Source organism: Streptomyces sp. NPDC001515 (assembly GCF_053597115.1).
This window is the reverse complement of sequence record NZ_JBSFHN010000039.1, coordinates 33,802-56,684: the sequence shown is the minus strand read 5'-3', so window position 1 is coordinate 56,684 and position 22,883 is coordinate 33,802. Positions and strand designations below refer to the sequence as shown.

Here is a 22,883-nt window from a genome sequence, read left to right as displayed (position 1 = left end):
AGACCACCCGCTCCAAGAGGAGACCAGCAGTGGCCTTCAACCACGACAGCTCGCTCACCTTCACCGACATCTTCTGCGGCGCAGGAGGCTCCTCAACCGGGCTCGTTGCCGCCGGGTACCAGCTCAAGCTCGCCGCGAACCACTGGGCGACCGCAATCGAGACCCACGCCGCAAACCACCGTGACGCCGAGCACCTGTGCGCCGACATCAACAACTACGACATGCGGCGCCTGCCCCGCACCGACGTCCTCTGGGCCTCCCCGATCTGCACCGAGCTCAGCCCTGCCGGCGGACGCCGCCGCAAGGCCCGCAAGAGCGACGCCGGACACGGCCAGCTCGGCCTGGAGGAGTTCGGCCACGTCCCCTCCGGGGCGTTCGACCGCACCCGGGCCACGTTCTGGGACGTCATCCGCGCCACCGAGGTCAACAGGTACAAGGCCGTCCTCGTCGAGAACGTCATGGAGGCGGCCGACTGGGAGCTGTTCGACATCTGGCTCGCCGGGATGCGCACCCTCGGGTACCGGTACCAGTTCGTGTCGATCTCCTCCGCGCACGCGGGCGGCGACAACAACCCGGCCGCGCCGCAGTGGCGGGACCGGATCTACATCGTCCTGACCCGCGAGGACATCCCGCTCCCTGACGTCGAGCCCCGCCCCCCAGCCTGGTGCCCCGTGTGCGAGGAGACCGTCGAGGCGTTCCAGTCATGGAAGAAGCCCGGCGTCCGCCACCTCGGGAAGTACGGACAGCAGTACGTGTACCGCTGCCCCAACGGGACCCGGTGCAGGCACACGATCGTCGAGCCCTACGTCCGGCCAGCCGCGTCGATCATCGACTGGTCGAACCTCGGCGTTCGCATCGGCGACCGCCCCGAACATGGGCTCCGCCCTCTCGCGGCGAACACCGTGAAGCGCATCCGTGCCGGGCTGTCGCAGCTCGGTGATCAGCGGATGGTTCTGACGGTCAACCACGGTGGGCACGACGGGCGGGCCTACGTGGCCGACACGGCGCCCCTGGCTGCTCGCACCGCGAAGATCGGCGACGCCATCCTCGTGCCGGCGGGCGGCACGTGGAACACCACGGCCACGACGACGGCGGAGCCGATGCGCACCCGCCTCGCGAACCCGAAGGGCTTCGAGGCCCTGGTGACGCCGCCGCAGGCCGACGACTCGTTCATCGTCACCCTCCGCGCCCACTCCCAGGCCCGCCACGTCTCGGAACCTGTCGACACTGTGACCGGTCAGGGCCGCCACCACTGGCTCGTCGTCCCGTACCGCAACGGCAACCAGGCCCGGACCGTCACCGACCCGCTGCACACCATGAGCACCCGCGACTCCGCCGCGCTGCTCGGCCCGGCACCAGTGCTGGAGGACTGCCACTACCGCATGATCCAGCCGCGCGAGCAGCTCCTCGCCCAGCGCTTCCCTGGGGAGTACATCGTCCACGGGAACAAGGGCGAGCAGACCATGCAGGCCGGAAACGCGGTGTCCGTCAACACCGCGCAGTGGCTTGCCGAGCGCGTCAAGGCGGCCCTGTGATGGGCGCCCCCACTCGAACCTGCTCCGTCCCGGACTGCGGCAAGCCCCATCGCCGTAACGGCCTGTGCGACACCCACGACCAGCGGATGAAGCGAACCGGCACCACCGACGACCCCAAACGCCTGACGTTCGCCGAACGCTTCTGGTCGAAGGTCGACCGCCGCGGCCCTGACGAATGCTGGCTGTGGACCGGCGCCCTCAACGAGCACGGCTACGGCGTGATGCGACCGAACACCCAGCGGCGCAACGGGCCCACCGTGAAGGCGCACCGCGCCTCACTGCAGCTCGCAGGCGTTGAGATCGAGGGACTGTACGTGCTGCACGCCTGCGACAACCCGCCCTGTGTCAACCCGAACCACCTTTCCGCGGGGACTGCGGCAGACAACGCAGCCGACATGGTCGGCAAGGGGCGGCAGGCGCGAGGCACCGGGCGGCGCACGAGCAAGCTCACCGAGGCGCAAATCCCCGAGATCCGCGCCCGAGCTGCAGCCGGCGAGATGCAGAAGGTACTGGCGGCTGAGTACGGCGTGAGCCATCCGACGATCTCGCGCGTCGTAAGCCGCCAGGGATGGACCCATGTGCCCGAGGCGCCCGACAGCAACATCGGCGCCGCCGCGTGACCGCCCCCACCTGACCCTGCCGCGGGCCCCACACCGCCCCCGCCCGACCTATCCGTACCGCAGGAAAGAAGACGACCCCATGGCACGTGGCCACGGCCGGATCCTCACCAGCATCTGGGAGGACGAGGACTTCCGGAACCTGGACGAGAGCGAGCAGCGCCTCTACCTGTTCCTCATCTCCCAGCCGAACCTCAACCACGCCGGCCTGCTCGACCTCACGCTCCGGCGCTGGTCCCGCAAGGCCCGGGGTCTCACCGTGGGCGAGCTGGAGAAGCGCATCAGCGCCCTGGAGGACGCCCGCTTCATCGTCGTGGACGAAGACACCGAAGAACTCCTCATCCGCTCGTTCATCCGCAACGACGGCGTCTGGAAGCAGCCGAAGGTCATGGGCGCTGCGGTCTCCGGAGCGCTGGAGATTTCTTCCAAGCGGCTCCAGTTGGCGCTACTCGCCGAGATGGACCGCATCCCGCTGCACGAGCTCAGCAACGAGCCGACGAAGGTACGGGCTGGCGGTGAGGGGCCGTCGATCCGGCAGCAGGTCCAGAGCCACATCGACGACCTTCGCCGGGCCTTCGGCACCCCCACCCCGGACCCCACGGGAAGGGGGTCCGGAACCCCCTCCGCACCCCCTTCCGTAACCCCCTCCGATACCCCTGCCGAAGGGGGTCCGAAAGGCTCTACGCGCGGGCGCGCGCCCGCGTCACGCGCGCATTCCCCTGCCCCTGCCCCTACCCCTGCCACCAACCCCGTAGAAGACGTGTGGGCTGATGAGCCCTTCGGGGCCGACCCGGCCGAGGAACCCGATGCCTCCGACACGGCAGAGCCGGTCGGCGCGACGATCACCCAGATTCGCCCCGACGTCGAGCAGGCATGCACCCTGCTCGCCGATCTCATGGAAGCCAACGGCTGCCGCCGCCCGACGATCAACAAGGAGTGGCGTGACGCCGCCCGCCTCCTGATCGACAAAGACGGCGTGGCTCTCGAGGACGTCCTCGGCGCCATCCGCTGGTCCCAGGCCAACGACTTCTGGAAGTCGAACATCCACTCCATGCCGAAACTCCGCAAGCAGTACGACACCTTGCGCCTCCAGGCCCAGCGCGGCCGCGTCCAGCCCGCCGCCCCTACCGCCCCCCGCCACATGACCGACGAGGAGAAGAAGCGTGCGCTCCAGTTCTGACGGCCCCGACCTCCGCAAGGAATGGCTCCAGCAGCGAGCCCACGGCGCCCTCACCCGCTTCCACGACACCACCCCGCTCATCTACCGCCAGCGCATCAACGTCCCCAAGGACGTCACCGACTGGGTCGCCGGCTGGGGCGGCACCAGCCTCTTCCTCACCGGACCCATCGGTGTCGGGAAGACGCACACGGCATGGGAGACGTGCCGCCTGTGGCTCAAGGCGTTCTACGGCCCCGACCGGGCGTGGAACGGGTCCGCGGACATCTACACCTACCGGTCGACTGCCCTGTTCGATGCCCTGCGGCCCGACGGCCCGGACGAGGTCCGTCGCACCCTGATCAAGACGCTGCAGGATGCCGACCTCGTCTTCGTCGACGACCTGGCCGCCCCCAAGGCCACCGAGTGGACGCAGGAGCGCCTGTTCGAAATCTTCGACGAGCGGTACATCAACCAGCGCCCCGTGATCATCACCAGCGATGTGCTGCCGGCCGACCTCGGCCCGGTCACCGGCCCGCGGGTCGCGTCCCGGCTGGGAGAGATGTGCCGGGGGAGCGTCGTCCTACTGGAAGGCGACGACCGGCGGCGAGGTGAAGCCGCATGACCACCGACATGTGGGACGCCCCCATCGACGACGCACCCGCAACGACACCGATCGGCGGCCCGTCCGTCTTCGAAGACGAACGCATTCTCGTCGCATCCGTCATGGCCCGCCCCGACCTCATCGACGAACTCGGCGGCGAGTTCGACCCCGCCGACATCCAGGACGACCGCTACCGGTGGGTATGGAACGCCGTCGACGAAATCCGGCAGAACCTCACCGATGACGAGATCCGCTGGCAGGCCGTCAACCGGCAGCTGCAGGCGTGGAAGGCGACCGACTATCTGCCGATCGTGCCTCTCGCCCTCGACCAGCTGTTCCGGCTCTACGACGAAGCCCGGCCCAGCTACTCCGCCGCCGCCTGGCACGCCCAGCAGATCACCAGGGCATCCGTAGCCCGCCGCTACCTCGCCCTCGGCGCCGACATCGGTCTCCGCGGCCGGTCCGCCGGCTTCGACCCCGACGTCGACATCGCCGCCGCGCAGGACGCCCTCGACAGCCTCACCCGGCAGGACGGGGCCAGCACCCCGTCCCTCGTCGGCGACCTCATCGGCGGTGCCCTCGAACGCGCCATCACCCCGCCCACGAACGAGAACCGCATTCCCACCGGGTTCATGGACCTCGACGCCATGTTCAGCGGCGGGTTCGCCCCCGGCCAACTCGTCGTCATCGCCGCCCGCCCCGCGATCGGCAAGTCGACGCTCGGCCTCGGGATCGCCCGCGCCGCCGCGATCAAGCACCGCGTGCCCACCCTGTTCGAGTCGCTGGAAATGGGCGACGAAGAGATGACCAACAGCATCCTCGCCGCCGAAGCCCGCATCGGACTGCACCACATCAAGCAGGGCATCGTCGACGACGCCGGCATGGCCCGCGCCGCCCGCATCACCCCCAAGATCGCGGAGGCGCCGCTCTACCTCAACGACTGCTCAACCCTGTCGCTCCAAATCCTCCGAGGCCGCGTCCGCCACATGATCCGCACCGTCGGACTGCGGCTCGTCATCATCGACTACCTCCAGCTCATGCAGGCACCCAAGGCAGAGAACCGGCAGGCCGAAGTCTCCAAGCTCACCCGTGGACTCAAGCTCATGGCCAAGGACTTCGGGATCACCCTCATCGTCCTCGCGCAGCTCAACCGTGGCCCCGAACAGCGCACCGACAAGAAGCCGCAGGTCTCCGACCTCCGCGAGTCCGGGGCGATCGAGCAGGACGCCGACATGGTCATCCTGCTCCACCGCGAGGACGCCTACGACAAGGAATCCGCACGCGCCGGCGAAGCCGACTTCATCGTCGGCAAGCACCGCGGCGGACCGACAGGCACCGTGACCACTGCGGCTGCTCTGCACTACGCGTCCTTCCTCGACATGGCTGCTACGTGACCGCGGCGCCCGAAGACATCGCCGCGATGAGGGCCGACGGCGACCTCCTCGACTACCTCCGGTCCCTCACCGGCCGTCCCCCGAAACAGCGCCAAGCCGAACCCAAGCCGGAACCGAAGCCCCGCTTCCACATCAGCCGCCCCGGCGCCTGGCCCTGCGGCACCGCCGCCACCGGACCCACACCACAGCCCTGCACCGGCTGCCAGAACGGAGGACCCCCATGACCGACAACTGCCCCAACTGCCAGCAACAGAGCATCCAGCCGGCAGCCGAGCACCACCGCGGCAACCAAGACAGCCACCTCTACCAGTGCCCGGCCTGCGGCCACATCTGGTCGACGAACCGGAACTTGGGCGCCTACGAGAAAGACGTGGCGTGAAGGCCACTCGGGGGACCGGTCCGACGGTTGGCCGCGTACCTGCCCCGTCGTGCCGTGTGTGCGGGCGTCTGCTGCGCACGGAGCAGTCCCGGGCCGCCGGGGTCGGACCGGTGTGCGACAGGCGCTCACGGAGCCGCACAGCGCCCCGCATCCCCACACCCCAGCCCGACCACCACATCGACGGACAGACCGAACTCCCGCTGCAGCCCATGCAGCCGACCCTCTGGAGCCTCTGATGACCACCACCCTCTTCGGCGAGACCCCCGACCGCATCGGCTATCCCGACCAGGAATGGGCGGTGTGGGTGTCCGGCATGGACGACATCCACGACCGCGAAACCCTCGGCGGCGCCCTGAACCTCGCCCAGGAGCTGAACGCCGGCTTCGCTCAGAGCTGGTTCAACTCGACCAGCGAGCACGACCCGGTCATGTACGCCGTCGTCCTTCACTACGGCTACGCCTGGACGCAGGCCACCGAGCACGCCCACGGCCGCGACTGCGGCGTCCCCGCCTGCGAGCCGTGCGACGCGCACCGCGCTGCCACCCCGGGAGCCACCGATGCCTGAGCGCCCCGCGACCACCGTCGCCCGCTGGAACAAGGCCCACCCCGTCGGCACCCCGGTCCGTGTCTGGCCCGGCGTCCGCGAGGGCGACGGCACCCTGACCCGCACCCGATCCGCCGCCGAAGTCCTCGGCGGTCACACCGCGGTCGTCTGGGTCGACGGCGAAGGCGCCTGCATCGCCCTGTCCCACGTCGACCCCGACCACACCGACCGGCTCCCCGCCCTCGCCGTCGCCTGCCCCACCTGCGGCAGCCAGCCCGGCCAGCTCTGCACCAGCCACTCCGGTATTTGTCCCCGCCGGCACGACGTCCACCAGACCCGCACCGCCGCCCACAAGGCCCAGCAGACCAGGAGCACACAGTGACCCTGCACCTCGTCCCCGTCCGGTTCCGCGACGCCGCCGGATTCGTGGCGACGTGGCACCGACACCACCCGCCCCCGCCCGGCGCCCTGTTCTGCGTCGGAGCAGCCGACGACGACGGAGTGCTCCGCGGGGTCGCGATCGTCGGCAGACCCGTCGCCCGCCACCTCGACAACGGGCAGACCGACGAGGTCACCCGCACCGCCACCGACGGCACCCGCAACGCCAACAGCCTCCTCTACGGAACCTGCTGGCGAGCCGCCCGAGCCCTCGGATACACCCGCCTCATCACCTACACCCAGGACGGGGAGACCGGATCCAGCCTGCGCGGCGCCGGGTGGCGAGTCGTGGCCCAGCGGCCAGCACGCCGCGGCTGGGACTGCCCGTCACGGCCCCGGGACTCCCACGGCACCGACCACATCGCCCGCACCCTCTGGGAAGCCGCCTGATGGACCGCGTCTACATGAACCGCCGCACGGGCGAGCAGCGCATCCACGTGGAGATCGAGGCCGCCGAGGTCCGCGACCTCCTCGCCGTCCTGGAGCCCCACCCGGGCCTTCTCTCCCAGCACGAGGCAGCCCGCCGGTTCGCAGAGATTCTGCGCGCGGCCGACGACGCCCTCGCCCCGTGACCCACAGCACGCAGCCCCGGCCGGGTCGTATCCGGCCGGGGCGCCCCACCACCCTACGCACCGCCTGGAGGCACCCGATGACCACACCCACCCCCGCCGACGAACTGCGCGACCGGATCGCGGCGGCCTTCCGCAGCCTGAACGAGGGCGGTGGCACGCTCGCCGACCTGGACGAGGAGAGCGACGTGCACGCCCTGGCCGACGCCGCTGCCACCGTGGCCCGGCAGGTGCTCGGCACCCCGACCACGGACCCGACGCCCGAGGAGGACACAATCGGTCTCTGCGGCTACTGCGGCGAGCCGCGCGAGGGCCACCACCACGGCTACGTCAGCACGGCTGCCGCCCTTGCTGCCGCCCCGCACCGGGTCGCCGCCCCCGCGTCTGCCCCTGCCGCGCCCACTGACTGGGTTGCCGAGGTGGCCGAGCTGCGGGCCGAGGTGGAGCAGTGGCGGGCGACGTTCGGCCGCGACGCCCTGCCCGGGGCACTCCGCCGCCTGGAGGCCGCCGAGGCGCACCGCCTGGCCCTGTCCGAGGCGCTGGGGCTGGGCACCGGGGCGCCGTGGGACGCCATCCGCGACCGGGCCGCCGAGCTCCGCCGCCTGGCCGACGAGGCACAGCCCACCGAGACCGAGCGGTGCACCTGCGCCGACGCGGGCCCCGAGTTCGCCCCGGCCGGGCACTACGCCGACTGCCCGCACGCCGCCACCGCCGCGACCGAGGAGCAGTGAGACGCCATGGGACAGACTCGCCGTGACAGCGGACCCCAGAGGGCCGCGAAGCGCCGCCGCGCCGAACGGACCCGGTGCCCGAAGTGCGGCCGAGGAGCCGCGCTGACGATCGGATACGACTCCTGGCAGGACGCGGACGGCGTCACCGTGCGCGCCACCCTGACCGTATGCCGCTGGCGTGATCGCGGCCTGTGCGACTACCGGGCCGCGACCGAGGAGCCGCAGCCGTGACCGCCCACCTCATCGGCTACGAAATCGCCTGCGACGGACCCACCGGCCAAGACGACTGCTCCGACAGCGCCGCCGTCCCCGCCCGGTTCGTCTCCCGCACCGCCGCGCAGGTCCGGGCCGACGGCCGGCGGCAGGGCTGGACCCGCCCGCGCGGCCACGACCGCTGCCCCACCTGCACCGCCAAGAGCAAGGAGCCGACCCGATGACCGACCGCGACCAGCTCCTCCACCTCGCCGACCGGGCAAGGCGCGGCGTCCTCCTCCCCGCCGAAGGGGCGCTGCTAGCCGACGGAATCACCGACATGGCCGCCCGCATCACCACGCTGGAGGCCGTCTGCGAGAGCAACAAACGCGCCTACAAGGGCGCCGTCCAGGCCGCATGGGCTGCAGAGTCCCGCGCCGAGCAGGCCGAGGCCGCCCGGGACCGCCTACGCCGCGCCCGCGACCACTGGGCCGACCACGCCGCACGCCTCGTCGACCGCACCGTCACCGCCGAAGCCGCCAACGCCCGCGTGCGGGAACTCCACCACGACGCCTACCCCGACACCCCCGGCCGCTCCTGCGCCGCCGGATGCGGCACCTGGCCCTGCCCCACCACCCGAGCCCTCGTCGCGCAGCAGCCCACCACCTGAGGAGGCCCCATGGCCATGAGCCGAGACCAGCTCGCCGCCCGTGCCATCAACGCGTGAAAGGCCAAGCCCACCCCACCCCCGGCTTCAGTGCCGACCAGCGTCCACACCGACCTCGACCTCATCGACGCCACCACCACCGACCCCACCATCCACGCCGCCACCACCCGCATCCGGGCCGCACTGCCCACCCCCCACCCCGCCACTCCCACCACCCCCACCAAGGTCACCGAGTACTACGTGCAGTCGCGCCCCTACGGCGGCACCTGGGAAGACAGCCCGACCACCACCGACCCCGCCCAGGCCCTCACCTGGCTGGCCAAACGCAAGGCGGCACAGCCCTCCTGGGAGCACCGGCTCGCCGATCACACCCGCGCCGTCGAACCCGAACCGCCCACCGCCTGACCCACACCCCGAAGGAGCCCACATGACCCACCGCGAACCGACCGTCCACCGGCCCGAGTACATGGTCGCCTGCTCCCGCTGCGGCAGCGTCCGAGGCGCCGCCTGCTACGGCAAAGCGGGCCAGCGCATGACCGGCGTCCACCGCGAATGCGCCGAGCTGTACCGCGAGCAGTACCCCGCCTGACCCACCGGCCGCCCGGACCCCACCCGGGCGGCCACCCCCGCACACCCCAAGACGTGCAGCTGCCACTGCGACCCACGCAAGCCATAACCGCACCACCACAACCCAAAAACGCCCCGTCCACGCCACATCTGGACGGGGCGTTGCTATGCCCCAACCCACCCTCACTCAGGAGACCCCGTGGAAACCCTTGCCCTGCTCGCCACCACAGTGCCGCTAGCCCTTCCTCGCCCTGCTGTGCGTCACACTGATTGGCATCGTCGCCCTCCTCCGGGCAAGTCGCAGCGACGTCGTAGCCGTACTACGCGCCCTGCCGGCCGTCATCGGCGCCATGCTTCGCGGGAAACCGTGAGCGCATGCCCTGGACGCGAAACGGCCCCCACTTGGTTGAGTGGGGGCCGGTCGGCTTCTACGGCCAGAAAAGCTTGATCTCTTCCGGTGCTTGCCGGGCTCCAGGGACCGACGGCTCGACCACCGTGTACCCCAGCGCGCGCAGCACCCGGGCGGCAGAGTCGGGAGCGTCCCTCACTGCGGCCTTCAGCTGCATGAGCCGCCACTTCTGTAGATGCTCGTCGATCACAGCCTCCCATCCAGGAGCCGTGTCGATCGCGAACTCTCGCTTCAGGAAAAGAAGCACGTCCTCCAGGGACGGCCGCATCCTGTGACCTCCAACCGGGAGGTGCATCTCGGCAAGTCGCGGCAGCCGATTTCGCTTGAGCCCCTGCTTGGGCCGGCCCTTGTCCGCCAGGCGCAGCAAGTACGCCATCTCGTCCCGGTGGGCGTGCACGTGCAGGTGCGCACCAGGCGGCTCGTTGCTGCTCCGCACGTACTCGAACCGCACCAAGGGATCGGTGATGCCCGCGTAAAACACGTGCACGTCGGCAAGATCCGTCGCCATGAACGTACTTGCGCCATCCCAGCAGCAAAAGTATCGAACGCCCAGACTCAGACGCTCCTCGCCATCGATGCGGATCGGGATGCGCTGAACGACCTTGCTCTCCGCTATCGGTGAGACCTGAACCTTGGAACCCATGTTGATCGCATGGAAACGCGGGGTGTCCTCACCGAGGACACCCCGCGTCAGGGCAGTCATCTGGTCGGCGAAACCTGCCGCCAGCGCATCAAGGGCCTTAGCCTCGTCAGCAGTCACCATCGAGAAGGTAGTCGAGACCTTCGATGGTGTGCCAAACGTCCAGCTCATCCATGCTCAGGCTGTACATTGCGGCGCGTTCCGCGAGCTGTTCGTAGGTCATGTTCACGCTGGCCAGCAACTGCTCACGCTGGGCCTCAAGCTCACTGCGCGTCCGATGGATCACAGTCGGCATAACTCGCTCCCCGGGTTCGATGGCCACAGTCAAGCAGGACCCACTGACAATCATGCGGGCGACCCCAGAACAAGTCACCCGTGCGGGGCCAACCTCATGAGTACCCGTAACCGAAGAGGCGAACACGGGTGCGGCAAGCGGACAGTTACCCCGCCGGCAGTCGCGCCCCAACCTCCAGCGCCAGTTCCCTCGCCTCCCGCCCCGCCTCGGTGTCGTCCGCCAGATGCATCAGCAGGCGGACCGCGTCCCGGGCCTCCGGCAGGGTGAGCAGCGGCAGGCGGGGGTCGGCCGGGTACGAGTCGGTGGGCGTGGGGGAGAAGTCCATGCCAGGGACAACGGGGCGGCCAGCGCGAGGACACGACGAGCCTGACAGGCCGATACGCCGGAGGCTCAAGCGTGAGAGTGGGCATCCGGGTGAATGCGGCCCAGGGCGCGCAACTATCCGGCCCGCCACGCCGTAACGAAGGCATGAGCGAGATCACCAGATTTTTCGACGTGCCAGAACCTCTTCCGACCGTCGAACTGCGGCTTCCGGCGAACAGTGGATCCGTGAAGGCCAAGCTAAAGCGCATGGAACAGCGCGGAGGCGAACTTTGGGTACTCGTCGAAGCGCCCCGGTGGAAGCGGTGGAGCACGCAGGTGCAGGTGGGCGAGAAGGCGCACGAAGGTATCTCGCCCGGAGTCGAGGACGTCTGGGCCCCATCATTCGCCGTCTCCGTCGACTCGGACGTCTACGACCAGCTGAAGATCCAATACCGGCAGACGGCTTGAGGCCCCGGCACTGAAGACGCCCCGCCATCATGTGCGGGGAGCCGATGGTGCGGGCCTTCCCGCTCCGGCAGAAGAAGGGGCCGGGCAGCAGAGGCCGCCCGGCCGTGAGACCCACAGGGGCCGATCAGCCCATCTTCCGGCGCAGCACCCGCAGCGTGTCCACGAACGCCTGCGCCTGGGCGATGAACAGATCCGCCTCGTCCGCCGACAAGTCGATGTCCGACTCACCCTGGACGTACAACACTGGCTCGCCCACGGCCGACCCCTCATCCCCGCGGTACACCTCGGCACGCAACATCACGCCGGCCGAGCCATCCAGAGGCCGCAGATTCAACAGATGCACCTGCGGGGACCAATGCGCCGTCGACGTCGGGCCGAAGTGATGAGCCAACGGGCGATGACGATCCTTGCACCACGACGGACACACCGTCGGATGAGACGTGGTCGGGGATGATGCGGGGACGATGGGCGCGTCGTGCAGTACAGTCATGGCAGGACCTTTCGACGTTGTGGGTTCGCTGATCAGCGAGGTGATGACTCGCTGGTTGCACTGGCCGGACGGGTGATGACCGTCCGGCCTTTCTGCTGACCGGCCGATTCCTTCTTGCGGCCGTACAAGGGGCGACCGCCGAGTGAGATCTGATGAGCTCGCTGCCCGCTGACTCCGAGCAGTTCGCCAATCTCGCGCCAGACAAGGCCGCTCTCCTTCATGGCGATCACCGCCCGCTGCGTTTCGCCGCGTAGGACCACTCCAAGAAGCTCCTCCAGGTCGCGCACTGCGGCGAACCTCTTCAGGGGGTCTTGGATCGCGCGGATCTCTGCGCACAGGCCGGCCAGGGATGTTTCGACGTCACTGCGCCACTTAGCGAGCGCTTCGGTACCGCTCGGGTGCGCGACGTAGGAATTGGGGCGGAGCTCTCGCCGACGGGGCGGACGGGGCCGCTTCAGGCTGACCTTCGGCAGGTCCCAAGGCCTTACCTCCACCGCCCAGGCCACCATGGTCACGGGGTCAGCCTGGAAGGTGAACCACTCGCCGTGGACGCGAAGCCCCGAGAAATGCCGATGGAGACTCGTTTCAAGCGTGTGATCACCCGGGTGGGACCACAGAAGGGCGAGCGGCAGGGGGGACATGCGTTGGATGTCGGCCTGCCGCTTCGGAATGTCAGTTGACCTCCCAATCTTTACGGTCCGCCCGCCCTGGGGTCCTATGACGTATACGCGCTCTTCGCTCACTCGTCCTCCTTTTCTGCCTGCCGCCCGCAGCGTTCCACGTGGACGTTGTGCGTACAGTGGTGCGCAGGGCATGCAGGCATAGCCCACTGGCGGTATTGCCGCAGCTCAGTGGCCCTGGGTGCTCGTGGAACTACTGGAATAGACGGTCTATGACTTCCACGTGGAAGTCAAGTGATTCGCACCGGAGGGTGTCTTGACGGCCAAGAAGCGCGACGCCGGCGGCTACGAAACGATCGCCGAAGAACTGCGCGCGCGCATCGAGAGCGGCGACCTGCCTCCCGGTGCCAAAGTGCCCGGCGAGAAAGAGCTTATGGCGCTCCATGGCGTCAGCAGGGATACGGCCTATCAGGCGCTGAAGCTGCTTCGGGCCGAAGGGCTCACCGTCGGACGCCAAGGGGCCCCAACTCGGGTGCGCACCTATGAACGCATCCGCCGCGAGGCCAGCAAGCGCCTGTCTGCCGAGGTATGGGGCGAGGGGCGGTCCATGTGGAGCGTCGACACTGTCGACAAGCAGCCTGACGTGCTGGGCCTGCGAGTCGAGCGCGTAGCTGTCGATGAGTCCACGGCCGGGCGGCTCGGCATTGAAGCCGGCAGCGAGGTGGTGAGGCGCAGCCGGTACTACGCCGTGGGCGGGAAGCCGGTACTTCTTTCGACCTCGCACATCCCCGCTGACCTGGCGGATGGTACGCGGATTGAGGAGGAGGACACGGGCCCCGGGGGCGTCTGGGCTCGGCTTAAGGACCAAGGCCACGCGCCGACGCGGTCCGTCGAGGAGGTTATCTGCCGCATGCCATGGACCTCGGAGAAGGAGCGGCTGCAGATGCTGCCTGGCACGCCGGTCATTGAGATCACTCGGTCGGCCATGGATGAATACGGCCGAGTCGTCGAGCTGAACGCCATGGTCCTGGATGCCTCCAACTACGTCCTGGAGTACGTCGTACCTTCCTGACCTGCTCTTCTGTGGCCCCCATCCGTGTGGATGGGGGCTTTTTATGTCTCCCGGCAATGTCGGCATTGACTTCCACGTGGAAGTTGGCGCACTCTTGGAGCACGCAGACAACCTCCCCGTGGAAGTTGGAAGCGGTTCCTTGTCCTGCCATCACCCGGGAGCCCTCATGAGCCACGAAGCCCCGGCCGCGGAGATCGTGGCCACCGAATTCCTCAACGCCGCCGAGGTCGCCATACGCCTCCGCGTCTCCCGCTCCACCGTCTACAACCTGATCGCGTCTGGCCGGCTCGCCGCGCACTGCATGGGGGGCGGCAAGATCCGCCCTCGCGGTCTGCGCGTTCCCGAGTCCGCCGTCGTTGAGTACCTGTCCAGCTCGGCTATCACCCCGGAGGTGGCGGCATGACTCCGCCGATTGCCCCGTCCTCGCCGATGAGTGCCGCCGACGTCGCCGCGCACCTCGCCGCCTCCTGCGTTCGCACCGCCCCCGGCGACTCCGACCCGGACCCGGACGAGGCCCTGCGCCGCGCCCGTGGTCTCGCCACCGCCGGGAGCGTCCGGTGATCGCCCCCGCCCTCGCGTTCGACGAGGAAGGCCGGGCCGAAGGGCTCGCCGCCCGCGCCGCCGAAATCGCCTCCACCCCCGGCCACCCGTCGGCCGGCTCGCTGCCCATGTACCAGCGGTGCGCCCGCGAAGCATTCGAGGCCGCCGCCGCGCTCACCGAGCAGCCCGACTGGGAGTGGTGACCGTGTTCGGTGCCGCCGACCTCTGCATCGCCGACCACGCCACCAGGCAAGCCATACGCCGGATCAAGAAGGCGGCCAGGCTCGCTGCCGCCGCCCGCACCAAGCGCGAGTCCGCCCAGAGGGCGACGACCCGCTAAACCACAGACCGCCGCGGTCGCGGGGAGCCCACATCCCCCAAGGCCACCCGCGACCGCGGCTCTCCACCCCACTCCACTTCATAGATAGGCACCCCCATGTCTCCGTACCTGATGTCCACGTCCTCGCTGGCCGCCCTGTCCGACGCCGACAGTGCGACCGTGTCCGACTTGGCCGCCAAGCGGCGGGCGTCCATCACCGTCGCCCAGGTCGAGGAAGCCGCCACCGACCAGCTGGCCATCGCCCTCCTCAACGAGTTCCGCGGCGCTTGGTCCGCCGGCAACACCGACCGGATGACCGACGTCATCCTTGCCGCCATCGACCTCGACCACACCAACCCCGGCGCACCCCGCCTCATGGACGAGATCCGGGGACTCTCCACCCCGGCAGCGGCCTGAACCTGGCCTGGCAGCTCTGGAACACGGCGCGAGGCCGCCCGAACGAATCGGGCGCAGGGCACTCCCCAACCACCTATGTAGAAGGGCACACCGTGGACGAGACCCCCGAGACGATCCGGTACACCGCCGATGTCGTCGTCACCACGACCGACGACCACGTCCTCCTCATCCAGCGCGGCTGGGCCCCGCACAAGGGCATGTGGGCCCTCCCCGGCGGTCACGTCGACACCGGCGAGACCAGCCTGGCCGCCGCCGTCCGCGAGCTCGCCGAAGAGGCTGCCGTGTACGCGGCCCCGGACGAGCTTGCCCAGATCGGCGTGTTCGACCAGCCCGGCCGGGACCCGCGCGGCCGGTACGTCACCGTCGCCTACCACCTCACCGTCATCCCCGGCACCCCCATCAAGGCCGGCGACGACGCCACCAACGCCCAGTGGTGGCCGCTCACGAACCTCCCGCCCCTCGCGTTCGACCACGCCGACATCATCGCCGCCACCCAGCACTGACCCCTGAAAGGACTGCCATGCCGAAGCACACGAGGTTCGGACCGGACCTTCCTCAGAAGCTCTACGACGCCATTGAGCGCGACAACCAGCGCGAGGACAACGGCATGCACGCCGACGACCGCACCACCTGCTGGACCCACCAGTCGTGGGCCGAGAACTGCGAAGACCAGCACAACCGCTGACCACCCGTCCCGTGGGGGCCGGCCGAGCCGACAGACCGGACCACCGCACCACCGAGAGGAACACCCATGGACACGTGGCAGGGCAAGCCGCTCGTCGACCGCCAGCCGGTCAGCGACGTCGACCTGAACTACCGCATCTACAACGCCGCCACCGGAGAACTCCTCTCCTTCGGCAGCAACGGAGGGCCCGGCTCCCTGAACGGCATCGTCCAGGACGCCCTCCGCACCCAGGCCAAGCACCCTGGCATCCGCCTGTACGTCGAGCAGTTCGACGGCCCCGTCTACTGACCCCGACCTACCCAACCACCCACCACAACACCGGAAGGACATCGCCCTTATGGCGCAGGTTCAGATCACCTCGTTCGGCTACCTCCACAACAAGCCGCCTGCCGCTCACATGACCATCGATCTGCGCCACCACTTCCGTGACCCGCACGTCTCCCTGGAACTGCGGCACATGACCGCCCACGACGCCCCGGTCCGGGCGGCAGTCCTCAGCACCCCGGGCATCGGCCCGCTGATCGCGGCGACCGCCGCCGCAATCAGCGCGTTCGCCGCCGGACCCAGCACCGGCCCCATCACCGTTGCCGACGGATGCGCCGGCGGCAGGCACCGCGCACCCACCTTCGCCCAGGCACTCGCCGACCGGCTCACCGCCGACGGCCACACCGTCACCGTCCACCACCGCGACCTGCACCGGCCCGTCATCAACCGCTGAAGGAAATCCGTCATGGCACTCCTCATCACCCTTGCGTTTCTGTCCCCTCTCATCGCCGCCACCGCGTTGCTCATGGCCCGTCGCCCCTGAAGCCGGCACCCACCCGCCACGCCTGAAAGGACACCGAACCGCCGTGACGACCAGCTCGCCCCAGGTGAACGGTCACCCCCGCCCCCTGCCCGTGATCACGGACTGGCAGGCGCTCCTCGGGACGCCCGCCGAGCAGCCGGTCGCCGAACCCGCACCCACGCCGGAGACCGCTCCCGTAGCCGACCTCGTCGCCCAGGCCGAAGCCGACGCCATCCGTACCCGCGTGCACGCCGAAGCCGAGGAGCGCCGCATCAAGGCCCAGGCCGAAGCCGAAGCCATCCGCGTGAAGGCCGAGGAGGACGCACGCAAGGCCCGCCTCGCCAACGACCGTGCCGAACGCAAGGCCGCCGAGGAGCGGGCCGCATCCCAGGCGCGGATCGCCGAGCACCAGCGGCGCCGCGACGAAGCCGACCGGGCTCGCCAGCGCGCCGCCCGCCAAGACCAAGAGCAGCAGCAGGCCGAAGTCGCCAAGGCCGGCGACATCGAAAAGTCGAGCACCCGGTGGCGGCGGGTCGCGAAGGGCTTCTATGCCCTCTGCGCCGCGGTCGCCCTGCCCGTACAGATGACCGCCTTCTACAAGCCGGGCGCCGAGTACCTGCTCGTCGCACCCGTGTTCATCGAGGTGATCGCCCTCGTGGCCCTCGTCGGTGCCGCCGCCGCGGTCACCGCCGCCCGCCCGCACTGGCACTACCGGCTCGTCGCCTGGGTAGGGGCTCTCACCGCCGCCACCATCAACGCCGTCCACGGGCTTGGCGCGTTCGACGCCGCAACCGCGTTCGGTACCGCCCTTGCCTCCGTCGCCGGGCCTGGCATGTGGGACCTCCACGAGCACGGCCGGATCCGGAAGCGTGATGGCAAGCCGAGCTGGCGGGAGCGTCGGGCGCTGCGGGAGCAGGAGCGTGCCGAGGCCGCACGGAAGGCTGCCGAGGAACAGCAGCTGGCCGCTGAGAAGGAGGCCGCCGATACGGCTGCGGCGGAGACCGCGAGGCGGCTCGCCGAGACGCGGGCGGCCGAGTTCCCCGATGTGTGGAAGCACGCTCTGCGGCTCGCTGCGGCGCTCGGCGAGACCACGGTCACGGAGGCTGTGTGGCGGCGCGCGCACCTCGACATCGAAGGCACTGATCCCGGCGAGTCCGCCGAGACGATCCGCGCCCGGAACGTGGCTGCGAAGCGCGTTGAATCGGCGCGCACCAGTAGCCCCGTGAACACCCTCGGCAAGACCACGAACGCGCAGCGTGCATCGCAAGTCCCGGCCTCCAAGCCGGCCCGCGTCTACAACCCGCCGGCGCGCCCTGGACGGCGCCGCCCCGGCGACACCCCGAAGTACGTCGCAGCCGCCCGCAAGCAGGCATCCATCACCGCCCGAAACGCCGCCGCCAACGGCAACTGAACACCGCCCCGGGCACCCGTCACACACCAAGGAGACCCCAGTGACCACCCCTCCCAGCAGCCCCATCACCAGCACCGCACCCGGCCAGCCGAACGTGAGCAACAGCCGCACCGGTGGCAGCTTCAACCCGTCCCTCAGCGTCGGCTTCACGAAGGTCACCCAGCAGGGCGGCACCGTCGGACAGCAGGCGGGCCCCGGCGGGCAGGGCGGCGGCAAAGTTCCCGGCTCCGACTTCATGAGCAACGAGGACATCCGGGCCTTCTGCGAGCACTACCGGAAGAAGTCCAGGAACGGGGCCACCGAACTTGCCATGGACGCCGATCACCTCGGGGCCGTCCTTCGGACGATCCCCGACGCCAGCGGTTCGCTCGGAGGATCCCGGGGCCGCGCCCGCCGTGTGACCCGGTGGCTGAAGAAGGCTGCCGCAGCGGAGAAGGCCAAGCAGAAGTACTTCGCCGCCCTGTACGGCACGTTCGAGCGCGAGTACGAGTCCGAGCTCCGGAAGATCGGCAAGGGGCGTACCCAGCCCCAGCCCCGCCGCCCCTTCGGGTGGAACTGACACCCCCCTCACACGGAAGGAGCACACCCATGAGGCAGACCTTGATCGCTTCCACGATCTCCGAGGCGCTCAACATCCTTGACGCGGCCACGAAGCAGCTCGAAGCCCAGAGCCTGGCCCTCGAACCCGGCAACTACAGCGACCGCAAGCAGATCGAACGCACCACCCCGATCCGCCTCACGGTCGACTTCGACCTCACCGACGTTGTCCAGCAGGTCACCGCGAAGCACGCGTTCGACGGAATCGTCCGCAACTCCGACACCCACTGACCCTTCAATCTGGAGAACACCGTGGCTGACAGCCCGAAGGCCGACCTGTGGAAGGCCGTGAAACATCCGCACACCCGGCCGTGGCTGGCAGTCGCCGGAGAAATCCCGGCCACCTTCCTCGCCCACACCGCATGGAGTGACAGCCCGCTCGCCGCGATCGGCATGACCGTGGCGAGCGCGGCCCTCACCGCCGCCACCTGGCTCGGCGCCGAAGGAACGAAAACGCCGCGCCGCATCCACGCCACCCTGTCCACCGCAGCCGGCACCGCATACCTGACCGTTGCCACGTTCACCGACCCCCTCGGCGCCACCCAGCTGTCCTGGCTGGCCATGGGCGGATCCGTGGCCGCCGCCTCGTGGAACGTTCGCAAGGCGCTGCGCGTCAACGTCGACCCGAAGACGGCCGACAACGGTGCCGCAGAGACCGGTGTCCTCGTCAAGGCCATTGGGAACGCCAAGGTCGCCCTGCGGTCCAAGCCGGTCGTCGAGCCGAACAAGGTCACCGCCCCGCTGCAGTTGGCCGCCGGCCAGGTCACGTCCGACGACCTCGGTAACCGCATCAAGCACATCGCTGGCGAGCTCGGCGTGTCCCCGACCAGCATTCGCATCGTGCCCGACCCCGACGACGCGGCACAGGCCACGCTGATCGTCGTCCCCAAGGACGAACTGAAGCAGTCCACGATCTGGCCCGGACCGTCCAACCCGGGCGGCAGCATCACCGACCCCATCCACATCGGCATCTACGAGGACGGACAGCAGACCGTCCTGTGGTTCCCGTTCGACGAGGACACGAAGAGGAACGGGACGCACTTCCTGGCCGCGGGCATGAACGGCTCGGCGAAGTCCACCGGCATCAGCGTGGCCATGGTCGAAGTGCTGACCAAGACCGACGCCATCGTGTGGGCTGTCGACCCGTCCAAGGGGCAGCAGACGTTCGCCCCGTTCCTGCCGCACCTGGACTGGGTCGAGATGACCGAGGCCGGCGGCAACCAGATGATCGATGCCTTGTCGCAGGTCATCACCGCCCGCGCCGACACGCTCGGCCGACACGGCTACAAGAACTGGACCCCGGCCGCGTTCGACCAGCTCGGCATGCCGTACATGATCGTGTGGATCGAGGAAGCTGCGAAGTTCTTCCGCAACGGCACCGAGATGGAAGGCCTCGTCATGGAGGCCCGATCCGCGGGCATCTCCGTCATCATCAGTCTCCAGCGGCCCTCCGCCACCAGCATGCCGACCGACGTTCGCGAGCAGCTCGGCGGCGTCCTCTGCTTCGGCGTCAAGGGCTCCACCACCGCCGACATGGCCCTCCCCGACGACGTCCGCGACGCCGGCGCCCGCCCGGAGGCATGGGAGAACCGCAAGCCCGGCTACGCCTACCTCGTCGCCCCCGGCGTCGACGAAGACCGCTACGCCACCCCGCTGCGCACCTACCTCATCGACGACGACCAGATCCGCGGCACACTCGCCGTCGTCCCCCGCACCCCCATCGACCCGGTCACCGCCGCAGCGGCCGGTGACGCCTACGCCAACCGCACCCGATACGACGCTGACACCGCCCTGACCAGCGCTGACAGCCCGCGACAGGAGACCATTGTCATGTCCAAGGACGACAACGAGGCGGCCGAGAAGGCGCTGATCGAGAAGCAGGTCGACCGCGAGATCGACGCCATGGTCGCCGTCGACCCCGACGACGACGGGTTCGTGCCCGACGTGGACGCCGAGCGGGAGATCGCACCGCCGGCCGAGACGTGGTCGTTCGGGCAGGCCCCGGCCGCAGTGCAGGAGAACACCCCGGAGGCCGGGATGGAGGCCCTGATGGTGATGCTGGCCGAGTTCCGGGCCGCCGAGCGGGAGTTCATCGGCCCGAAGGACTTCGGCCCGTTCGGGAAGGGGCAGCGCATCGGACGGTCCCGGGCGTGGGTGTCAGGGGCTCTGGGGGACCTGTCAGATGCCGGGATTCACCTGTCAGAAACCGACGAGCCGGGCGTGTATCGGCTGCTGTACCCGGAGCTGGCGGAGGTCTGACACCTCGGGGTGTCAGCGCTGACACCCCCTCTGACCTGCGGTGACACCGTCTGACACCGGTTCTGACACCTCGGAGGTGTCAGAACCGGTGTCAGAACCCCCTCGGAGGGCCGATCTCTATAGGTCATGCGCGTGCGCGCGCGTGACCGCCCTCCGCTGACACCCAACCCCTGACACAGGAGACAAACCAGTGAAACCGCCCGAAACGGGCGCGTCGGCGGCCAAGGTCCTCGCCGCGGCCCTCCGCACCTGGACCACCATCGACAACGACCCCGAACCCCCCGTCGCCCGCCTCGAAATCCGCTACCCGCCAGCCTGGGCCTTCGCCTCCACCAGCAACATCACCGCCCAACAGCAGAGCCGGCTCCTCGACTTCCTCCGAGACGACCTCGCCGAAAACCGGCCCGGCCACTCCACCCCCGAACGCGCCGCCGCCGTCATCAACGGCCTCCTCGCCGAAGTCGCCGCAGCCGGCCGCGACCGCATCACCACCGCGGACCTGGCGGAAGCTGCCCCGCGCATCGGTCGGTCCCGGACCTGGATCGCCGCCCACGTCACCGATCTCATCGACGAAGGGCGCCTCACGGAGACCCGCCGCCCCGACACCTTCCGCATCACCTGAGGAGACCCGTGTTCACCGGAACCCCAGACGAACTCCGCCGCAAAGAGCGAGACGCCGTCGCCATAGGCGAGCAGATCGCCGAACTCCTCAACAAGCTCGACGCCCTCGCCCCCGGCAGCGTCCGAGCCCACAACGGCCGCATCACCGGACCGAACGTCACAGTCCGCCAACTCGGTGCCCGCTGGGCACTCGACACCTAGGAGCCCCACCATGCAGCTGCCCGAGCAGCCCGCCCGACTCGGGCAGCCCGACCCCGACATCCGCCGCAACGCCGACAAGTTGATGGCCGCCATCAACGAGATCCAGATGGAGCGGCCCACCGCATTCCGCGACGACACCCCGCTTCCCGTCGTTGGCACTGCACCGCCCGTGCCCCAGCCCGGCCAGCCGCCCATGTCTCAGTGGGCAGTCGACGCCAGCGGCGTCATGAAAGCCATCGCCGTCACATCCCTGCCCGTTGGCGGCGCCCTCTGGATTGTTGGCCAGGTCGACCCGCTGACGCTGGGAATCATGTGCGGCAGCCCCGTCGCCCTGGCCCTGGCCGTCGGCCGGCTCGTCGCCCGCATCAAAGCCACAGACGAAGCCGCGCCCGCACCGACGCACAACCACTACTACGGCACCGTCACCCAGGACTCCCGCAACATCACCAGCACCACCCGCGGAGTTATTGCTAACAACCGCAACAGCGGTGGGCGTTGATGTGATGCCGTGCGAGTGGTTGCATACGGCTGTTCGATCGGGTCTCACGTAGCGCACGGGTCGCCTCTGGGGGGCATCCTCGGAGGTCAGGGTGGTGCAGCCAGGGCCGTCGTAGGTTCTTGGCATATGCCACTGGTACTGTTACGGGCGTGTCATCGGTGACTACTACTGCCCAAAGTGTTCCCCCATACGAGTGGCGAGATCACAAATCCAATTACGCAATATCCCGCCCGCCGTTGAATTAGCGTGCACACGCGAAAGCCCCGGACCGCCAACCGGGGCCGCGAAACCCGCAGCCCCGGACCGCCAACGAAGGGCTGGCAGCCCGGGGCAACCGTGAGACTAGGAGCTAAGAGTGCAGAAACCGACGCACCTTGCTCCAGCCGACCGCAAGCCAGGTCGGCACCGTGACGACCGCCTTCAGGCCGGCCACCAGTGCGAGCGAACTGCGAACTGCCTCATGGTGATCCACGTGAGCCCGCGTCAGGCAGGCGAACGCTACGCCGCCGACCGCAACCAACATCGCGTCCGTTGCGGAATGAGAGCTGCGGCCAGGTACGGCCTGGTCGCGGCCGGGGGCGTGCAGTCCCTGGCCCGCAGGGGAGATTTCCACCGCTGACTCCTCTGTGAGGCGTCACCCCTCGCCCCGATCGCCGGGAAGTGAGAAGAGCGAGGGGTGACGCAACCGTGAAGCACGAATGTGCTCCACCTGAATCAACGACACCCGCAAGCCTTTGAGGGGCCATATCCCGGCCGACCACCTAATGGTGTGAACCGTCGCAACCTCGCCCGGTTTGAGGCGTTAGCTATGCCTCACTGCGCGACAAGGCCCCGGACCTGGAGGTCTGGGGCCTTCG

At 69.3% G+C, this 22,883-nt stretch carries 41 protein-coding genes and 1 pseudogene; 35 read left to right on the top strand and 7 right to left on the bottom strand.

Translation table 11 applies throughout. The annotated features are described in order from the left end of the window. Window positions 1–29: 29 nt before the first annotated feature. From ACWCXC_RS31785 to ACWCXC_RS31705, 17 genes are all read left to right on the top strand, one after another. On the top strand, window positions 30–1,535 hold the full coding sequence (locus tag ACWCXC_RS31785) for a DNA cytosine methyltransferase (protein ID WP_450891278.1): 1,506 nt from the start codon (window positions 30–32) through the stop codon (window positions 1,533–1,535). Between the two features lie 86 nt (window positions 1,536–1,621). Then, window positions 1,622–2,155, top strand: coding sequence for a helix-turn-helix domain-containing protein (locus ACWCXC_RS31780; protein WP_450891277.1), 534 nt, complete (start codon window positions 1,622–1,624; stop codon window positions 2,153–2,155). A gap of 79 nt (window positions 2,156–2,234) precedes the next feature. Further along, entirely contained in the window at window positions 2,235–3,332 is a 1,098-nt protein-coding gene (locus ACWCXC_RS31775; protein ID WP_450891276.1) for a hypothetical protein, read from the top strand. Further along, window positions 3,316–3,933: a DnaA ATPase domain-containing protein gene (locus ACWCXC_RS31770; protein WP_450891275.1), complete on the top strand. Its 618-nt coding sequence runs from the start codon at window positions 3,316–3,318 to the stop codon at window positions 3,931–3,933. The genes ACWCXC_RS31775 and ACWCXC_RS31770 overlap by 17 nt, the downstream gene beginning before the upstream one ends. Beyond that, window positions 3,930–5,306 carry a replicative DNA helicase gene (locus tag ACWCXC_RS31765; RefSeq protein WP_450891274.1) on the top strand — a complete coding sequence of 459 codons (1,377 nt, stop codon included), beginning with the start codon at window positions 3,930–3,932 and terminating at the stop codon, window positions 5,304–5,306. The genes ACWCXC_RS31770 and ACWCXC_RS31765 overlap by 4 nt, the downstream gene beginning before the upstream one ends. 220 nt (window positions 5,307–5,526) lie before the next feature. Beyond that, entirely contained in the window at window positions 5,527–5,685 is a 159-nt protein-coding gene (locus ACWCXC_RS31760) for a hypothetical protein (RefSeq protein WP_450891304.1), read from the top strand. Beyond that, window positions 5,616–5,921, top strand: a complete 306-nt coding sequence (locus ACWCXC_RS31755) for a DUF6011 domain-containing protein (protein WP_450891273.1) — start codon at window positions 5,616–5,618, stop codon at window positions 5,919–5,921. Before ACWCXC_RS31760 ends, ACWCXC_RS31755 begins: the two co-directional genes overlap by 70 nt. Continuing rightward, a complete protein-coding gene (locus ACWCXC_RS31750) occupies window positions 5,921–6,250 on the top strand; it encodes a hypothetical protein (protein ID WP_450891272.1) in 330 nt (109 codons plus the stop codon). The genes ACWCXC_RS31755 and ACWCXC_RS31750 overlap by 1 nt, the downstream gene beginning before the upstream one ends. Next, window positions 6,243–6,611 (top strand): zinc finger domain-containing protein, encoded by a 369-nt coding sequence (locus ACWCXC_RS31745; protein WP_450891271.1) that lies wholly within the window; start codon window positions 6,243–6,245, stop codon window positions 6,609–6,611. Before ACWCXC_RS31750 ends, ACWCXC_RS31745 begins: the two co-directional genes overlap by 8 nt. Continuing rightward, window positions 6,608–7,057, top strand: coding sequence for an XF1762 family protein (locus tag ACWCXC_RS31740; RefSeq protein ID WP_450891270.1), 450 nt, complete (start codon window positions 6,608–6,610; stop codon window positions 7,055–7,057). Before ACWCXC_RS31745 ends, ACWCXC_RS31740 begins: the two co-directional genes overlap by 4 nt. Then, entirely contained in the window at window positions 7,057–7,239 is a 183-nt protein-coding gene (locus tag ACWCXC_RS31735) for a hypothetical protein (RefSeq protein WP_450891269.1), read from the top strand. The genes ACWCXC_RS31740 and ACWCXC_RS31735 overlap by 1 nt, the downstream gene beginning before the upstream one ends. A 77-nt stretch (window positions 7,240–7,316) precedes the next feature. Beyond that, on the top strand, window positions 7,317–7,967 hold the full coding sequence (locus ACWCXC_RS31730) for a hypothetical protein (protein ID WP_450891268.1): 651 nt from the start codon (window positions 7,317–7,319) through the stop codon (window positions 7,965–7,967). Window positions 7,968–7,973: 6 nt separating this feature from the next. Further along, complete coding sequence (locus ACWCXC_RS31725) at window positions 7,974–8,198, top strand: hypothetical protein (protein WP_450891267.1); 225 nt, start codon at window positions 7,974–7,976, stop codon at window positions 8,196–8,198. Then, window positions 8,195–8,404 (top strand): hypothetical protein, encoded by a 210-nt coding sequence (locus ACWCXC_RS31720; protein ID WP_450891266.1) that lies wholly within the window; start codon window positions 8,195–8,197, stop codon window positions 8,402–8,404. Before ACWCXC_RS31725 ends, ACWCXC_RS31720 begins: the two co-directional genes overlap by 4 nt. Beyond that, entirely contained in the window at window positions 8,401–8,829 is a 429-nt protein-coding gene (locus ACWCXC_RS31715) for a hypothetical protein (RefSeq protein WP_450891265.1), read from the top strand. Before ACWCXC_RS31720 ends, ACWCXC_RS31715 begins: the two co-directional genes overlap by 4 nt. Before the next feature lie 87 nt (window positions 8,830–8,916). Then, window positions 8,917–9,231 (top strand): hypothetical protein, encoded by a 315-nt coding sequence (locus ACWCXC_RS31710; protein ID WP_450891264.1) that lies wholly within the window; start codon window positions 8,917–8,919, stop codon window positions 9,229–9,231. A gap of 22 nt (window positions 9,232–9,253) precedes the next feature. Beyond that, a complete protein-coding gene (locus tag ACWCXC_RS31705) occupies window positions 9,254–9,415 on the top strand; it encodes a hypothetical protein (protein WP_450891263.1) in 162 nt (53 codons plus the stop codon). A 406-nt stretch (window positions 9,416–9,821) separates the two neighbouring features. Here the strand turns inward: ACWCXC_RS31705 and ACWCXC_RS31700 are convergent, their stop codons facing one another. The 3 genes from ACWCXC_RS31700 to ACWCXC_RS31690 all read right to left on the bottom strand — a co-directional run bounded on the left by ACWCXC_RS31700 (window position 9,822) and on the right by ACWCXC_RS31690 (window position 11,062). Further along, window positions 9,822–10,562, bottom strand: a complete 741-nt coding sequence (locus ACWCXC_RS31700) for a hypothetical protein (RefSeq protein WP_450891262.1) — start codon at window positions 10,560–10,562, stop codon at window positions 9,822–9,824. After that, complete coding sequence (locus ACWCXC_RS31695) at window positions 10,552–10,737, bottom strand: hypothetical protein (RefSeq protein WP_450891261.1); 186 nt, start codon at window positions 10,735–10,737, stop codon at window positions 10,552–10,554. Before ACWCXC_RS31695 ends, ACWCXC_RS31700 begins: the two co-directional genes overlap by 11 nt. A gap of 145 nt (window positions 10,738–10,882) precedes the next feature. After that, window positions 10,883–11,062: a hypothetical protein gene (locus ACWCXC_RS31690; protein WP_450891260.1), complete on the bottom strand. Its 180-nt coding sequence runs from the start codon at window positions 11,060–11,062 to the stop codon at window positions 10,883–10,885. A gap of 143 nt (window positions 11,063–11,205) precedes the next feature. On the opposite strand from ACWCXC_RS31690, the gene ACWCXC_RS31685 reads away from it, so the two are divergent. Beyond that, window positions 11,206–11,508, top strand: coding sequence for a hypothetical protein (locus ACWCXC_RS31685; RefSeq protein ID WP_450891259.1), 303 nt, complete (start codon window positions 11,206–11,208; stop codon window positions 11,506–11,508). A 124-nt stretch (window positions 11,509–11,632) separates the two neighbouring features. Here the strand turns inward: ACWCXC_RS31685 and ACWCXC_RS31680 are convergent, their stop codons facing one another. The 3 genes and pseudogenes from ACWCXC_RS31680 to ACWCXC_RS31670 all read right to left on the bottom strand — a co-directional run. Further along, on the bottom strand, window positions 11,633–11,998 hold the full coding sequence (locus ACWCXC_RS31680; protein WP_450891258.1) for a DUF6907 domain-containing protein: 366 nt from the start codon (window positions 11,996–11,998) through the stop codon (window positions 11,633–11,635). 32 nt (window positions 11,999–12,030) lie between these two features. Then, window positions 12,031–12,513: a hypothetical protein gene (locus ACWCXC_RS31675; protein ID WP_450891303.1), complete on the bottom strand. Its 483-nt coding sequence runs from the start codon at window positions 12,511–12,513 to the stop codon at window positions 12,031–12,033. Beyond that, window positions 12,514–12,813 (bottom strand): annotated as a pseudogene (locus ACWCXC_RS31670) (GIY-YIG nuclease family protein); the annotation flags it as partial. Window positions 12,814–12,934: 121 nt separating this feature from the next. Between ACWCXC_RS31670 and ACWCXC_RS31665 the strand changes: the two are divergent. The 17 genes from ACWCXC_RS31665 to ACWCXC_RS31585 all read left to right on the top strand — a co-directional run bounded on the left by ACWCXC_RS31665 (window position 12,935) and on the right by ACWCXC_RS31585 (window position 22,026). After that, entirely contained in the window at window positions 12,935–13,690 is a 756-nt protein-coding gene (locus tag ACWCXC_RS31665; protein WP_450891257.1) for a GntR family transcriptional regulator, read from the top strand. A 166-nt stretch (window positions 13,691–13,856) separates the two neighbouring features. Beyond that, window positions 13,857–14,093 (top strand): helix-turn-helix domain-containing protein, encoded by a 237-nt coding sequence (locus ACWCXC_RS31660; RefSeq protein WP_450891256.1) that lies wholly within the window; start codon window positions 13,857–13,859, stop codon window positions 14,091–14,093. Beyond that, the gene (locus ACWCXC_RS31655) at window positions 14,090–14,251 is read left to right on the top strand and encodes a hypothetical protein (RefSeq protein WP_450891255.1); all 162 of its coding nucleotides are present in this window, start codon (window positions 14,090–14,092) and stop codon (window positions 14,249–14,251) included. Before ACWCXC_RS31660 ends, ACWCXC_RS31655 begins: the two co-directional genes overlap by 4 nt. Further along, window positions 14,248–14,433 carry a hypothetical protein gene (locus tag ACWCXC_RS31650; RefSeq protein ID WP_450891254.1) on the top strand — a complete coding sequence of 62 codons (186 nt, stop codon included), beginning with the start codon at window positions 14,248–14,250 and terminating at the stop codon, window positions 14,431–14,433. The genes ACWCXC_RS31655 and ACWCXC_RS31650 overlap by 4 nt, the downstream gene beginning before the upstream one ends. Further along, complete coding sequence (locus tag ACWCXC_RS31645) at window positions 14,430–14,570, top strand: hypothetical protein (RefSeq protein WP_450891253.1); 141 nt, start codon at window positions 14,430–14,432, stop codon at window positions 14,568–14,570. Before ACWCXC_RS31650 ends, ACWCXC_RS31645 begins: the two co-directional genes overlap by 4 nt. A 96-nt stretch (window positions 14,571–14,666) precedes the next feature. Continuing rightward, entirely contained in the window at window positions 14,667–14,966 is a 300-nt protein-coding gene (locus ACWCXC_RS31640) for a hypothetical protein (RefSeq protein WP_450891252.1), read from the top strand. A gap of 92 nt (window positions 14,967–15,058) precedes the next feature. Continuing rightward, the gene (locus ACWCXC_RS31635) at window positions 15,059–15,469 is read left to right on the top strand and encodes an NUDIX domain-containing protein (RefSeq protein ID WP_450891251.1); all 411 of its coding nucleotides are present in this window, start codon (window positions 15,059–15,061) and stop codon (window positions 15,467–15,469) included. 17 nt (window positions 15,470–15,486) lie between these two features. After that, the gene (locus ACWCXC_RS31630) at window positions 15,487–15,651 is read left to right on the top strand and encodes a hypothetical protein (protein ID WP_450891250.1); all 165 of its coding nucleotides are present in this window, start codon (window positions 15,487–15,489) and stop codon (window positions 15,649–15,651) included. A 66-nt stretch (window positions 15,652–15,717) separates the two neighbouring features. After that, window positions 15,718–15,939: a hypothetical protein gene (locus ACWCXC_RS31625; RefSeq protein WP_450891249.1), complete on the top strand. Its 222-nt coding sequence runs from the start codon at window positions 15,718–15,720 to the stop codon at window positions 15,937–15,939. 49 nt (window positions 15,940–15,988) lie between these two features. After that, window positions 15,989–16,369: a RapZ C-terminal domain-containing protein gene (locus tag ACWCXC_RS31620; RefSeq protein ID WP_450891248.1), complete on the top strand. Its 381-nt coding sequence runs from the start codon at window positions 15,989–15,991 to the stop codon at window positions 16,367–16,369. Window positions 16,370–16,502: 133 nt separating this feature from the next. Then, window positions 16,503–17,849 carry a hypothetical protein gene (locus ACWCXC_RS31615; protein WP_450891247.1) on the top strand — a complete coding sequence of 449 codons (1,347 nt, stop codon included), beginning with the start codon at window positions 16,503–16,505 and terminating at the stop codon, window positions 17,847–17,849. 40 nt (window positions 17,850–17,889) lie between these two features. Further along, window positions 17,890–18,408 carry a plasmid transfer protein TraA gene (traA, locus tag ACWCXC_RS31610; RefSeq protein WP_450891246.1) on the top strand — a complete coding sequence of 173 codons (519 nt, stop codon included), beginning with the start codon at window positions 17,890–17,892 and terminating at the stop codon, window positions 18,406–18,408. Window positions 18,409–18,437: 29 nt separating this feature from the next. After that, complete coding sequence (locus tag ACWCXC_RS31605; protein WP_450891245.1) at window positions 18,438–18,677, top strand: hypothetical protein; 240 nt, start codon at window positions 18,438–18,440, stop codon at window positions 18,675–18,677. Between the two features lie 21 nt (window positions 18,678–18,698). Beyond that, window positions 18,699–20,705 (top strand): plasmid transfer protein TraB, encoded by a 2,007-nt coding sequence (gene traB, locus ACWCXC_RS31600; RefSeq protein WP_450891244.1) that lies wholly within the window; start codon window positions 18,699–18,701, stop codon window positions 20,703–20,705. Between the two features lie 190 nt (window positions 20,706–20,895). Further along, window positions 20,896–21,327: a hypothetical protein gene (locus tag ACWCXC_RS31595; RefSeq protein WP_450891243.1), complete on the top strand. Its 432-nt coding sequence runs from the start codon at window positions 20,896–20,898 to the stop codon at window positions 21,325–21,327. Between the two features lie 8 nt (window positions 21,328–21,335). Further along, window positions 21,336–21,527, top strand: coding sequence for a hypothetical protein (locus ACWCXC_RS31590; RefSeq protein ID WP_450891242.1), 192 nt, complete (start codon window positions 21,336–21,338; stop codon window positions 21,525–21,527). Window positions 21,528–21,537: 10 nt separating this feature from the next. Then, complete coding sequence (locus ACWCXC_RS31585; RefSeq protein WP_450891241.1) at window positions 21,538–22,026, top strand: hypothetical protein; 489 nt, start codon at window positions 21,538–21,540, stop codon at window positions 22,024–22,026. Between the two features lie 349 nt (window positions 22,027–22,375). Here the strand turns inward: ACWCXC_RS31585 and ACWCXC_RS31580 are convergent, their stop codons facing one another. Then, window positions 22,376–22,639 (bottom strand): hypothetical protein, encoded by a 264-nt coding sequence (locus ACWCXC_RS31580; protein ID WP_450891240.1) that lies wholly within the window; start codon window positions 22,637–22,639, stop codon window positions 22,376–22,378. Window positions 22,640–22,883: the final 244 nt, after the last annotated feature.

What these genes read in the sequence shown, in the direction of transcription:
- ACWCXC_RS31750 (WP_450891272.1), top strand. Translation starts at nt 5,921, where the DNA reads ATGACCACCACCCTCTTCGGCGAGACCCCCGACCGCATCGGCTATCCC.
- ACWCXC_RS31725 (WP_450891267.1), top strand. Translation starts at nt 7,974, where the DNA reads ATGGGACAGACTCGCCGTGACAGCGGACCCCAGAGGGCCGCGAAGCGC.
- ACWCXC_RS31765 (WP_450891274.1), top strand. Translation starts at nt 3,930, where the DNA reads ATGACCACCGACATGTGGGACGCCCCCATCGACGACGCACCCGCAACG.
- ACWCXC_RS31690 (WP_450891260.1), bottom strand. Translation starts at nt 11,062, where the DNA reads ATGGACTTCTCCCCCACGCCCACCGACTCGTACCCGGCCGACCCCCGC.
- ACWCXC_RS31630 (WP_450891250.1), top strand. Translation starts at nt 15,487, where the DNA reads ATGCCGAAGCACACGAGGTTCGGACCGGACCTTCCTCAGAAGCTCTAC.
- ACWCXC_RS31685 (WP_450891259.1), top strand. Translation starts at nt 11,206, where the DNA reads ATGAGCGAGATCACCAGATTTTTCGACGTGCCAGAACCTCTTCCGACC.
- ACWCXC_RS31620 (WP_450891248.1), top strand. Translation starts at nt 15,989, where the DNA reads ATGGCGCAGGTTCAGATCACCTCGTTCGGCTACCTCCACAACAAGCCG.
- ACWCXC_RS31660 (WP_450891256.1), top strand. Translation starts at nt 13,857, where the DNA reads ATGAGCCACGAAGCCCCGGCCGCGGAGATCGTGGCCACCGAATTCCTC.
- ACWCXC_RS31680 (WP_450891258.1), bottom strand. Translation starts at nt 11,998, where the DNA reads ATGACTGTACTGCACGACGCGCCCATCGTCCCCGCATCATCCCCGACC.
- ACWCXC_RS31775 (WP_450891276.1), top strand. Translation starts at nt 2,235, where the DNA reads ATGGCACGTGGCCACGGCCGGATCCTCACCAGCATCTGGGAGGACGAG.
- ACWCXC_RS31745 (WP_450891271.1), top strand. Translation starts at nt 6,243, where the DNA reads ATGCCTGAGCGCCCCGCGACCACCGTCGCCCGCTGGAACAAGGCCCAC.
- ACWCXC_RS31780 (WP_450891277.1), top strand. Translation starts at nt 1,622, where the DNA reads ATGAAGCGAACCGGCACCACCGACGACCCCAAACGCCTGACGTTCGCC.
- ACWCXC_RS31760 (WP_450891304.1), top strand. Translation starts at nt 5,527, where the DNA reads ATGACCGACAACTGCCCCAACTGCCAGCAACAGAGCATCCAGCCGGCA.
- ACWCXC_RS31715 (WP_450891265.1), top strand. Translation starts at nt 8,401, where the DNA reads ATGACCGACCGCGACCAGCTCCTCCACCTCGCCGACCGGGCAAGGCGC.
- ACWCXC_RS31730 (WP_450891268.1), top strand. Translation starts at nt 7,317, where the DNA reads ATGACCACACCCACCCCCGCCGACGAACTGCGCGACCGGATCGCGGCG.
- ACWCXC_RS31585 (WP_450891241.1), top strand. Translation starts at nt 21,538, where the DNA reads ATGCAGCTGCCCGAGCAGCCCGCCCGACTCGGGCAGCCCGACCCCGAC.
- ACWCXC_RS31605 (WP_450891245.1), top strand. Translation starts at nt 18,438, where the DNA reads ATGAGGCAGACCTTGATCGCTTCCACGATCTCCGAGGCGCTCAACATC.
- ACWCXC_RS31695 (WP_450891261.1), bottom strand. Translation starts at nt 10,737, where the DNA reads ATGCCGACTGTGATCCATCGGACGCGCAGTGAGCTTGAGGCCCAGCGT.
- ACWCXC_RS31625 (WP_450891249.1), top strand. Translation starts at nt 15,718, where the DNA reads ATGGACACGTGGCAGGGCAAGCCGCTCGTCGACCGCCAGCCGGTCAGC.
- ACWCXC_RS31640 (WP_450891252.1), top strand. Translation starts at nt 14,667, where the DNA reads ATGTCTCCGTACCTGATGTCCACGTCCTCGCTGGCCGCCCTGTCCGAC.
- ACWCXC_RS31655 (WP_450891255.1), top strand. Translation starts at nt 14,090, where the DNA reads ATGACTCCGCCGATTGCCCCGTCCTCGCCGATGAGTGCCGCCGACGTC.
- ACWCXC_RS31705 (WP_450891263.1), top strand. Translation starts at nt 9,254, where the DNA reads ATGACCCACCGCGAACCGACCGTCCACCGGCCCGAGTACATGGTCGCC.
- ACWCXC_RS31735 (WP_450891269.1), top strand. Translation starts at nt 7,057, where the DNA reads ATGGACCGCGTCTACATGAACCGCCGCACGGGCGAGCAGCGCATCCAC.